This is a genomic window from Mycoplasma hafezii (assembly GCF_049942695.1).
GTDB lineage: Bacteria > Bacillota_I > Bacilli_A > Mycoplasmatales > Metamycoplasmataceae > Mycoplasmopsis > Mycoplasmopsis hafezii.
The window spans coordinates 481,102-494,390 of sequence record NZ_CP187940.1; the positions used below are offsets into that span (position 1 = coordinate 481,102).

Below are 13,289 nucleotides of genomic sequence, written 5' to 3' on the forward strand. Positions count from 1 at the left end.
ATCGAATAAATTGTTTTACAAATTGCAATTTTTTGCATAGAAAAATGCAATGCTACATTTTCGCACTGCATTTAGCGTTATTTATATGATTTTAAGTATCCGTTTTTAAGTGATTCTAGAAGCACTTCAGCTTTGGTACGGTTTGAATGTCTATCTTTAGTATCTTTATAGTAGTATACATACGCAAGCAACTGATCTGCTCAGTAGTTTTTATTACTTGTTGAACTACTTCTATTTCCTTGGATAAACTCGTCGTTGTATCATCCACGTCAAGTTGCTCCAAGAGTTTTTTGTCATTCTTTAAGATATGCATCAAATTTAGGTGTTTCAGCGTGAGCTTGATCAAAGGCCATTAATGCACCTTTGTTAATGATTGCTTGCACGTCGATACCAAAACCGTTTCAGAAGGTACTTGAATTATATCCAAGCTGACTTCCAAGCATTCACATCATCGTTGCATAGAAACGATACATTGCTTTATATTCATCAGTTAATTTGTAATTTACTTTGTATGAAGCATCATATTCATCACTTGTAACTTTTCTAAATAATTCACGGTAAATTGGTGTAAAGAAGATTTTAAAGAAGTTTTCAGCTTTTGATACCACTTTAAAGATGTTTACATCAAATTTAACTGTGTACTTACTTTGAGAATCGTTAGTTACAACATATTCAATCGCTTTATAAATACCAGTTGTTTCGTCACTTAGAAATTCACCATTATTTCCATTATTTGTTGAAATATATCCGTATGATGAAGCATCAAAAAGACGGTTAATAAATTCAACATAGTTTTGATCACCAATATTTGTAAGAACTGATTGAAGGATTGCTTGTTTATCTAATAATTTATCAAGTGAAATATTGTATGGAGCATTATCTTGAGTAATGATTGATAAAGCTCCGTGAATTATCATTTCAAAGAATTTAGCACTTGGATCTGCTTCTGCTTCAAAGTTAGTATTTTGAATGTTAGCATAGATATTATTGTAAATAGTTGTAAATTCGCTAGAAGTTACAATTGTTTTCATAAATCCTTCAAGGACATTTGCAACTAAAGCATCATCAGTTTTTGAATTAAGTGTCATTCCACTTGCATTAAGCTTGTCAATTACAATTCTTGCAAGTCCTCTAAAGAAATCATGAGATACATCAACTGAGAAAATATCAACTAATCATCCACGTAAGTTTTCTTTAAGTGAATTTATGTAATCACTTTGATTTGCAGAAAGTAATAAGTTTAAAGCACCATATCAAGAAGTTTTTTGATTGTATGCTTCTGAATTATCAAGAAAGTCACTAATAATTAAACTGAAAATGTGTTTTAATTTTTCGTTGTTTAAAATCTTAATAATTGAATTATTAACGATTTCAAACCCTTCAGGATCATCTTGTCCAAAAATAAGTTTAGCTAAGTTAACATCTTTAATAACTTGAGTAATCTTATCTTTTTGAGAAATAAGTTTATTAATAATATCTAAAAGAATTTGTTTAACTACGACTTTGTGACTAATTGGTGTTCCATTTGGGTTAGATGCACCAACAATTAATTCATCAGTTAAGACCTTTTTGAAAGTATCGTAGTTAGTAATTTGCATTGAAGTAAGGAGATTATCCTTAATTTGAGCAATTGTTTCACTAGCTGAAAGTGCTGGTTGTTGAACGATGTTTACAATTGAATTTACAAGGTTATCAAGTAAACCAAGACGATCAATTCCATCACCGATATTATTTGCTAGGACATTAACATAATCACGAACTTCAGGTGTTGTATTTACTCCTAAAAATTCAAAGAATGTCAGAATTACATATTCAGCATTAATTTTGAAACTCTTAGTTTTAATTGCTCCAAGAATGAAAGTTTTTAAATTACTTTCAAACTCAGTTTTTCTTGCTTCATCACTAAAGAATTTCACCATTATGTCTTTAAGTGATGCAGCTTGTAAGATATCATCTTTAGCATTTAAAACATAACTACTAAAGCTTGCAACAAGATCTGAAAGTTGATCTACTTGCACAAATTCGTTAATAATGTTTTTGAAGATATTTACTCCTTCGTTATTTGAATTATCAACGAAATTGTTAAGAATGAAGTTTTGAGTTTCAACAGGGATTTGGTTTCAAACCATTGAACCAAAATCAAAGTTATGTACAAAGTAATTGCAAATGTTTTTAATTAATTCGCTTAAAGCGTATTTATTTTCATCAATTACATTTGTTTCTTTAAATAGTGATTGTAATAAGTCAAGTAACTTAGCTTCTAAGTTATCACTAAAGTATGTTTTTAATGAAGTAATTACAGGATCTACTAAACTATTAGCATCAAAGTCTGCTCCGTTTTTAGTTAATTCATCTAATGCAGCTTTAATTAAGTCTTGATTTAAATTAAGTTTTTGATCAACTAAATTTAAAATACTTAAACTTGAACTAAATAACTTAATTCCATCGTTTTCATCAATTCCATTAAGTAATACGTTGACATTAGAATTTTGAATTCCGTAGTAAATGAATTTTCCAATTAAAGTATTGATTAATTGTTCGTCATTTAAATTAACTAATAATTTTCTAACCGCAACTGTTAAATCGTTTTTAAATGTTTCATTGCTAAAGAATGCTTTTAAAAGCTCATTATAAGAACTTGCGCTTGTAAACTCATTAATATCATTAAAGAAGTGTTCTACTAAAGTGTTAATTACATCTTGAGTAGCTGAATCTTTAATTAAGGTTTTTAAAGCTGCTTTAAAGTCGTTATTTTCAATGTTAAATTGACCAAGTGTAGTAGATAAGTCAATTGCATTAATTAAACTATCAAGCTGAGTATCGTTACTAATAAAGTTTCGAATTAAAGTTTTGCTAAAGAAAATTCAATGATCTTTATTAGCAAATACTGATTTAGATGCTTGAATTAATTTTTGGATTAACTCAAAGTTATTCGCTAAATCTAAATCATTAATAATGTTATTACCAATGTGGTTTGTAAATTCTTCTGCTGTATCATTTTGTTTAATTGTGTTTAAAACAGTATTAAATAACGCATCATAAAGCTTAGAGTTTTGAATAAACTCATTAGCATTTTCAAGAACATTTTGAATGATTTGTTCTTTAGCTTCAAAGGTTACTAAATCTTGATCGAGGTTAAAGTAATTTAAGGTTTTAAAGATTACATTAGTAAATAACTTAATAGCATTAGGGTTTTTAGCAGTATCTAAAGCTACAGCTAAAAAGTCTTTTAATTTAGCTTGGAGTTTTTCATTTAACTGTTGATTATCTAATAAGTATTTAGCAAGTAAGTATGGATCAGAATTTTGATCTAGATATGAAAGATTATTTTCAAGTAATAATCTCGTAATAACTGGATCAAGTAATTCGTAAGTTGAATCATCATTTAATAAATCACTAATAGATGCAATTAAAAGTTCTTTTGCGGAGTTATCAAGAAACTCACTATCAATTGCGTTAATTGGATCTGAAATTCACTTGATAAGTTGACTTTCAGATGATTCTGGAGCTTGGTGTAATCCTTTAACTAATTCTAAAATTACAGCTTTAAAGGTATCTTGATTATTTCTAAAGGTATCAAATGTATAAATTTGATTTAAGAAACTTAAAAGATTATTTTGGTAGTGTTTTTCAATGGTATTTTTGATAATGCTTGGAACATTGTTAAAGACACTAAGTAAGTCAGTATTATTGTTATTTGCTGTTTTTAAATCACTAAAAATAGTTCCAATAATTTCATTTAAGAAACTAAAGTGTGTAATGAAGTTAGCTGTATCACTTGCAACACCTTTAATAAACTCTACTCGTTCAGGTGCAGTTACATTAACTTGGTAAGTTTGTAAGGTTTGAGTTAACACTGTTTCAATTAAGCTAATTGCGTTGTCATTTTTAATTACTAAGTTAATAAGTTTAATGATTTTATCTTCTAAAGTAGCAAAATCAAGGTTATTTAAAGTAATTTTAAGAGCATCATTAATTGAACTAATGTTTGCATATTCTTCTGAGTGAGTAATTACATTTTCAAGAGTTGCAACAAACACATCTTTAAACTCATTAGCTGAAATAATTTCACCAACAAATTCAGCAAACTTATCTTTTGGAATGTATTTAGTAATTTTATCTAAAGTATTTGCAGGTAATTGATTAATTAATTCAGTAGCGCTATCTTTAGTTGCTAATAATTTATAAACATTATTAATAATTGTTAATAAGGTTGTTTTGTTTTGTTTGAAAATATTTGCATTCGCAACTGCTTGAATGATTTTAACAATGTTATTTTCTAAAGTATTTGGATCTTGGAATTTGTCTTTTAATGATTGTACTAATGATTTTGTTACACTAGCAAAATCAAGTTCAAGTCCGTTATTTTTTAGTTGATTACTTACTGTATCAAATAACACTTCAGAGATATTTAAAATCGGATCAAGTTCACTATATAAACTAATTACATTTTTAGCAAGTGATAATAATTCTGAATTAGGAATATTTGCAAAGTAAGGTTTAAGCTCATCTTTAGCAAAGACTTTTGCTAATTCACTAGCTAAACCATTTTGTGTATCAGCATCATCAAGTAGGTCTTTTACAAGTGCTGTAATGTATGGTTTAAGTTCGTTTACAACTTCCTTGTTATTAAAGATTGCTTTAATTAATTCTGAATAACTATTAGCTTTAGCTAAAAGGTTATTTTGAGTAGTTAAATCTGCAACTAATTGTTTTGCTAAGCTTAAAGCAAGCTCTCTAGTGGTATCTTTATTAAGTTCTTTAATTAAGAAGTTTTTAAGTTTTTGATCATTTCAATTAATTACTTGTAATTGTGGATTAATTGCACTAAAGTCAGCATTTTGCAATTGGTTTTGAACAAAATCTTTAGTTAAGTAATTATTAAATGCATTAGTTGTAATTACGCTTAAAACATCAGCATTTGTAGCATTTCAAATTGGAAGATTTAAAACTATTTTTACAGTTTGATAATCTTGTAAGTCTAAAATGCTAATAATTACGCTAGGAAGTTTTGCAGCTAAATCATTTCAAGTTGCTACACTTGAATCATTAAGCACCTCAACTAATTTATCTTTAAGTTGGTTAATTAAAATATTTGAAGGGTTTGATTTAAGAAGTGTTACTAAACTATTACGAAGATCTGCTCCAAAAGTACTTGGTAAGTCTTGAGTAATTAAATTATTATCAGCAAGTAATTTTTGAGCTGATTTAGTAAGAGAATCATGAAGTGTATCTTTTGCTAATAATTCAAGTACTAGGTTAACAATAGTGTTTTTGTTTTCAGCGTAGAATCCTAAATCTTTAAATAATTTAAAGGTTGTACTATTAAGTTCTAAGCTTCCATTATTAAATACTTCTTTAATTAAACTTGGATTATCAATTAATTTATTAAGTAAGTTTTTAATTAATAAATTAAAGTGTTCTGATTTAAAGCTTTGTTCTACTAAACCAAGTAAATCTGATTTAGTTGCATATGCTTGAATTGTTTTATCTTGATCGTAGTAATTTCCTAGTGCAGTACTTACTTGTTGTTCTAAAAGTGAAATTACTTCAGGTTTATTTAACACATAAGTAATTAAGTATTTAAAGAAGTCTTGGTTTTGGTTAAATACTGGTGTGTCTAAGAATTTATTAATTAAACTACTAATTTTTGCTAAATCAAGTGCATCATTAGTTAAAACTAAGTCTTTAAGCTCAACTAATAAGTAAGCAGGATATTCAGCAAGTTTTGCAAGTGGATCACTAGCGGTATTAGCTTGGTCTAAAAAGTCGGTTGTTTTATTAATTAATAAGTCAAATACATCAAATTGATTAATGATTGTAAGTAAGTTTTGACTTAAAGAAGTTGCAAAGTTTGTAACTACTGCTTCATTACCATTAATAAAGTCTGGTTCAACTTGTTTTACCGCTTTAACTAATGTGTTTGCAAGGATGTTTTGCACATCGGTATTTGATAATAATGATGTTACAAATGACTTAATATTGCTATTAATATTTGCTCAGTTTAAATTAGTCATTACTAATTTTAATAAGTCATTAAATGAGTTTAATTTAATATCTGAAGCATTAGTAATATTAGTGATTAAATTATTCATTCCTTCATCAATGAAGTTATGTAAGTTTTGATCACTAAGAATTACACTTGCTACTTTTGTTAAATCAGTTACAGAAACGTAATTTTCAATTTCTTTCATTACATTTGCTGGAATTAATTTAATTAAACCATTAACTGCGTTTTGATCTAATTTGCTAATTGCGTAGTTAATTAATTTGTTAGCTAAATGTTTAACTGTGTCAAATTCACTTGAAGAAAGTTTTTTAGCATTTTGGAAGAATTTTTCAATTAATTTTAAGCTTTCAGTTTGTAAATCAATTGCTTTAACTTTTGCTTTAATATTTGCAAGTGTTAAGTTTGCTAAATCAGTTAAAGTATTAAGTTCTTTATCTTTAGCAAATGCAACAACTGTATTAATTAAGCTTGAGCTTAAATCTAAATCATCTTTTAAGTATCAAATGCTATTTAAAGTTTGTTCTAAAATAGCTTTAACGTTTGCTTGTGGTTCTGATTCAACGAATGCTTTAGTTTGCTCATTAGTAAATAATAATTGAGTAAGAAGTTCTGCTAAAAGTGGAATATTGCTTTGATCTAAAACATACTGATCAGCTAAAGAGGTAAGAGGTTTAGCAACATTAGTTCAAAATTCTTCATTTTTAAGAATTCTAAGTAAGGTATTTTCTCAGTTTGAAGCGTCAATTTGGACGTTTTCTTTTACGATTAATTTAACTAAGTTAGCACTAATTGTGTTAAATTGATCGCTTTTTAAAATTGCTAAAGCTAAGTCTTTAGTGATTTGATTATTATTTGCTCCTACAAACTTACTAAAGTCAATTCCATCAACTCAAGTAGGTAATTGTTTATGTTTAAGTAATTGAGCAAGAATATTTTGTAAGTAAGTAATGACTTTATCTTGTTTTGCTGTTTGAGCGTTAGCATAAGTATTAATTAAAGTGTTAGTTAATTTAACAAAATCAATGTTTTTAACTCAAGCTAATAAACTATCAACTACTGAATTATTAAAATCATTTAAGTTTTGTGAGCTATTTAATTGGTTAATTAAAAGATTAATTAATTGGTCAGTATCTTTGTTAGTCTTTAAGAATTCTAAAGCTTGAGTGAGTAAATCACGAGCAATAACTTCGTTATTAGCTAAATCTAAATCAACACCATTATTTTTAGCTACGATATTAAGTACTTTTAATAAAGTATTTAAATATCTTCCATCTTGTAATTGTTCTACAAGAGCTGGTTCAATGTTTTTAACAAATAATTCTTTGATTGCTTTGTTATTTCAAAAGACATTGAGAATATCAGTAGGAGTTGAGTTTTGATTAATTTGATTAATTCAACTTGTGTTTTTAATTAATTCTTGTAAGGCTTGAGCTACGAAGTTTTTAACTTGTAAGCTTCCTAAAATATTATTAATAATTTGTTCAACTTCAGGTACGTCAATATATTGTTCTTGAGCTGCAAGGAATGGATGAATTGACTTGATTAAAAAGTCATTGAATTCGTTAGTATTAGCTATCTTGTTAAATAATGCAGCTAATAATTCTGCTCATGCAGCTGTGTTATTTTTAAATAATTTACTATCAAGGACATTTTTAATTAATGTTAAGTAATTATTTTGATATTTGTTTTTAATTACTGTAAGAATGTCTTGAGGAATTTGACTTAATTTATTAAAGTATGCTTCAGAACTTGGTTCTTTGCTTGCTGCTGATAAAGTATCAAACACTGAATCGACAATTGGCTCTCATAAATCAAGTTTTTGTAATAAATCACCAAGTAAATTAGCTAAATCACTTGCTAACGCTTGTTGATCTTGCACTGGAACGCTTAAGTTAAGCGAATCAAAGAAACGACTGAAGATTTTTTGAGCTGCAGCTTTAAAGCTAGGTTCGTTCATAACGCTATCAATTAATGAAACTACTTCTGGTTTTACTTTCGCTCAGTCAATTTTGCTTAAAGCAATTTTAACTACATCCTCAATTGAGTTTGCACCTTGTACTTCTTTAGCAATTTCATCTAATTTATCAATAACTTGGAATAAAACATTATTAAATGCACTAACTAAATTAGGGTTTTGCATTACAATGTTTAATAAGTTTTCAAAGTTATCTCTACCTAAATATTGATCAAGTACATCTTGGTAATTAGCTTTTAATTGATCAACTAAAATTCTGCTTAAATCTAATTCTTTTGATTTAAGTAAGTTTGAAACTATTTCCTTAACAATTTCTTTAGTAGCACTTGTTTGAGCTGGTGTTTGTCCTTGAAAGCTAACCCTGGAAAAGAACTTAATTAAGTCTAAAATAGACTGCTTGTCTTTAAAGTGTTTTCCAAAGACAGTTTTTGCAACTGAACCAGCTAATTTAGGTAAATCAGAATTTCTAGTAGCAATAAACTGTGTTAAAAATTCACTAATAAAGTCTTTTGCAATATTTTGAATAAACGCAACTTCTTCTGGTGCAGAAGCATTAGTTAAGATTTTATTAATAATGTTAACTAATTCCATTTTACGTTTTGGACTAATTAAGTTCTTATCTTGTAAGTATTGAGCTAAGTAGTTAGCAATTAAATCTTTAATTTTATCGTTTGATAAAACTACTTGAACTCATTTTTGACTTCCGTTTGCAAGTTTATTGATTAACTCAGTATTTGGTTTATATTCGAATGGATTTTCTGAATCTAATAAGAATGCATCAAAGAATTCTTTTCAATTTCTAACGGTTGTAAAGTTATTTGAGTGATTAATAAATGTATCAACAAGTACTTTAACTAATTCATTAACATTTAAGTTAGTAAATTGGCTACCATCAGTTGCTAAGATATCTTCTAACATTTTTTTAAATTCAAAGTTAGTGATACCTGTAGCTAAGAAAACATCAGTTGCATAGTTTTCAACTACAAAGTTAATAGCATCTTCTTTATAGTTTAATGCAGCATTAACTAAAATGTTTTCTAAAATTTCAGAAACTCTTGGTTTATCAATATTAATAAAGTCACTGCTTGCTAATGCATTAATGAAATCAAAAAGATAATTATCATCCATTATTGCATCTTTAAAAGCTTGAGCAACGTTTGGAATAGTTAATTTATTTTCTTTTGCTAAATATTGTAAGTTTTGTTGTAGTTTATCAACTATAGTTTGGAAAATATTAGTGTTTAATAAATTATCAATAAAACGATCTGCAACAGAGATTCCGCTATAAGTTGAACTTAAAAATGTACGTAATCTACCATCTGGATCAAGTTTTTGTAAAATTGGGTTTTCAAGAATATAGTCTAAAACATTAACTGCAACGTGTTGGAAATGACGAATAAATTCTTCAAGTCTTTTTGAATAATTATTTCCTGTACGTACTAAATTTAAATCATTTTCAAATTGAGTTTTGTTATCAAGAAACATTTGAGTGTTTCAACCTGTATATCAAGCTGGATCACCTGAAATTTCAATTTGGTATTTTAAGGTTGGTTTATCACTGTTTAAGTAATCTTGAGTAAAATCAAAACCATCATAGCTATCTAATTTAAAGTTTGGAACTGCAAGTTTTAAGAATAAATCAAGTCCCATTTTTTTGTAAGCTGTTGTATTAGGGTGAATATCAAAAAAGACACTACTTAATTCTTTAGTGTGTTCATCTCAATATGTTGGGTTATATAAATTAACATAGTTAACATCATATTTTGAAGCAACTTCGCTTAAGTTGTCATTAAGCATTTGAATAATTTGATCTGAAATGCTGATTTTTGCATTTTCACCTAAAACACCTGAAAATGCTTGATCAAGTAATTGTTTAAGTCCTAAAAATGGAGTTGGATAACCAATTAAGTTGATATTAGCATTTGGTGCAAGTACCTTTAAATTACTAATAAATGTTGCTAAACGTTTTTTAACTTCAGGTGCTACTTGTTGGTAAATTTTTGAAATTAAAACACCAAATTGAGCATATGAAGGATTTTCAGTATCAAGTGTTTCTAAAATATCAAATAAATTAGATTTTCTAATTGCATCAATAGTTAAGAAGAAAAAGTCGTTAGCTCCTAAAGTAAATGTTACTAAGTTAGCTTTTTCAAGAGCTTGTTTTACTTCTTCTGGAGTAACCTTTTGGTTTCCGAGAATTTGGTTTAAAATGTTTGCTTGTTGTTTTTTATAATCTGTTTTTATACCTAAAAATTCAATTCAATCAAGTGTTGTCGCACCACTTACTGCATAGTTTTTAAACGCTTCTAAACGATCTTTATTGTTTAAAATGCGTGCGAAAAATGCTGGATATGAAGCTCCAGTTACGTTTTTATTTTTAAGTTCACCAGGATAATCTTGAGGAAGTGAACCGTCAAATCCTGCAGTCATTGAGTCTCCAAGAGCAACATAATTAACTTTTTGTTCAAGTTTAATTAAGTGTTCTGAAGGATCTTTTTCAATTTTGGCATCTAAAATTGGTTGGTTAATTTTATCTCCAGTGTTTGATTCTTGATCACGAGTTGAGCTAGTTACATCTGTTGGAACTTTTTCAGTAGATACTTTATTTCAATCATTTGATAACACAACTCCACCGTCACCAGTTTCAATTGCTTTTGAGCTTCCAGGAGCTGAACAAGAGCTACTAAAAGCTACGGTACCAATTGCACCGAGTAAAATTAGCATCGCATTATTTCTTTTTTTCATAATCAATTACTAGTTTATAAAAACTAGACCTTTCTGAATATTTCAAAATATTTCATTTTTCGAATAATATTAATAATATCACAAAAACTAACTTTTTTATTGTTTACAAAATCTCCAAAAACCACAAAAAGTTAGTTTTTAAGCATTATTAAAATAAAAAACAAACTTTTTCAAGTTAGTTTATTTTTTTTGATATCTTAACTAGTATAAAATGTTAAATTTTTATAATTTCCTTGATTAATCAAGGTTGTAATAAGGGTTTTCGGTTTTTACTAAGAAAAATCTTACTTTTGGGAAAATCCGAGGTAACTCTTCAAACATATGATATGCAAACACCTCTTCATCTAAATGTGGAATTTCTAGCATTGAAATATTATTTTCACGGAAATTAATTCAATCACTTCAACGAAAATCACTACTAATAATTAAGTCGACTTGATGACCTAATTCGTTAATTTGTCCAACATATCCACTACCACTTAAGATTGCAAAACTTTGAATTTGTTTATTTAATTCATTGAATTTTACGTTGGTTCTAAATGAAGTAAGTCTCAATTTTAACTTAATTAAATTACTTAGTTCATTAATGGTAGTTTTATGATCAACTAGTGCAGCGAATTTAGGCGAATTAACACGAACGTTATTTGCTAAACCTAAATATTTTGCAATTTGAAATGATGTTCCACGTGGTTCGCAATCATAATTAGTATGCATCGCATAAACTGTGATTTGATATTCTTTTAATTTCTTGTATAAGTCGAATTTATAAGGAGCTTTTTCTTTTTCTAGTTCCTTAGTTTCTTCAAAAAAGAACGGATGGTGAGTAACTATTAAGTTACAATCATTAGCAATTGCTTGATTAACTACATCAGCAGTTACATCAATAGCTAATAAAACACCACGAAGCTTTTTAGCTTGGTTAAATTTAACTGAATATCCAGTTGGATCTCATTCTTCAGCATTTTCAACTGGGTACATTTCTTGTAATTTTAAAACGAAATCTTTGATTTTCATATTAACCTCTTTTTTTAAAAAAGTTGACTCTCAGCCAACTTTTAAATTAATTAACTTTTTAAGAAATCTTTAAGGTTTGCACCGTGTTTTGCGTTATTTTTAAGTTTTCTAAGAATTTTGTTTTCGATTTGACGTACACGTTCTTTAGAAACTCCACCACGTTCTGCAGCAAGTTCTTCAAGTGAGTGCACTCTGTAACGATCACCATTTTCATCGTAACCAACACCAAAACGTTTTCTAATTAAATCTTTATCTTCTTGACTGTCTAAAGTTTCTTCAATAATTTCATGTAAGATTTCTGAAAGTTCTTCTTGTGAAGCGTATTCAACAGGTGAAATAATATTTTCATCTTTAACGAAATCACTAAAACTTGAATCGTTTTCTTTACCAACTTGTTTATCAAGAGAAATAGGATCAATATTAATTTTACGGATGTATCTAACTTTATCAGCTGTATATCCTTCACCAAAACGTTCAGCAATTTGCTCATCTGTTGGTTCTTGTCCAAGTTCTTGTTGAAGTTCTCTTTCAATTTTTGAGATTTTGTTAATTGTTTCAACCATATGAACTGGTACACGGATTGTACGAGCTTGGTCAGCTACAGCACGAGTAATTGCTTGTCTAATTCATCATGTAGCGTAAGTTGAGAATTTAAATCCTTTATTAACGTCGTATTTTTGTACAGCTTTTAAAATTCCAGCATTTCCTTCAGAAATTAAGTCGATGAATGTAAGTCCACGGTTTTTGTATTTTTTCGCGTTGTTAATTACTAAACGAAGGTTTCTTTGGATTAATTTATCACGTGCTCTTTTACCACGGAATCCACCTTTTTCCATTTGTTTAGCAAGTTCTTTTTCTTCTTCGATAGTTAAAAGCTCACCATATTTTCCAATTCAACGCATGTATCATTTAACAATATCGTTTGTTTCAGTAAGTTTGTTATTAAGGTTTTGTTTTTCTTTACGATCAACTATGTCAACATCAGAATCGAAATCAAATGAAAGATTATTTAAATCAACATCATCTTCACCGTAGAAGTCTTCTTCTTCTTTTAATCTTTCTTCTTCATCTTGCTCATCTTCTTCATCTTGCTCATCTTCTTCATCTTCATCAGCTTCTGATTCTTCATCATCTGGTTTTAAGTATTCTTCACTATCATAATCAGTATCATCATCTGAATCTGGATCATAATCATCATCGTCAAACTTATCTAAATCTTCAAGATCATCAAGATTAATTTCTTCATCATCTTCTTGTTTTTTATCTTTTTTAGTTGAATCTTTTGCTTTTTTCTTAGCACTTGCTACTTCGTTTTCGAAGTCATCTTCATCGACAAATTCATCATCACCGAAGTCAAATGAATCTAGAATAATTCCAGCGTCCATTAAGTCTTCCATGAAATCATCAAGACTTTCTTCATCTACCTCTAATTGTTTTTTATCTAGGATACGAAAGACATCTTCTTGAGAGAAAAAGTCCTTTTTAGCTTTAACTAATTCTCCTTTAAGATATTTTATAATCGAATCAAAACGTTGTTCCATAACT

3 protein-coding genes are annotated in these 13,289 nt (G+C 28.1%); all 3 read right to left on the reverse strand.

Going from position 1 to position 13,289, the window contains the following annotated elements; all coding sequences use genetic code 4:
- Positions 1-77: 77 nt before the first annotated feature.
- Complete coding sequence (locus ACPYPZ_RS01830; protein ID WP_426460874.1) at positions 78-10,730, reverse strand: GDSL-type esterase/lipase family protein; 10,653 nt, start codon at positions 10,728-10,730, stop codon at positions 78-80.
- Positions 10,731-10,967: 237 nt separating this feature from the next.
- Positions 10,968-11,744, reverse strand: coding sequence for a Nif3-like dinuclear metal center hexameric protein (locus ACPYPZ_RS01835; protein ID WP_426460875.1), 777 nt, complete (start codon positions 11,742-11,744; stop codon positions 10,968-10,970).
- Between the two features lie 50 nt (positions 11,745-11,794).
- Positions 11,795-13,285, reverse strand: a complete 1,491-nt coding sequence (locus ACPYPZ_RS01840; RefSeq protein ID WP_426460876.1) for an RNA polymerase sigma factor — start codon at positions 13,283-13,285, stop codon at positions 11,795-11,797.
- Positions 13,286-13,289: the final 4 nt, after the last annotated feature.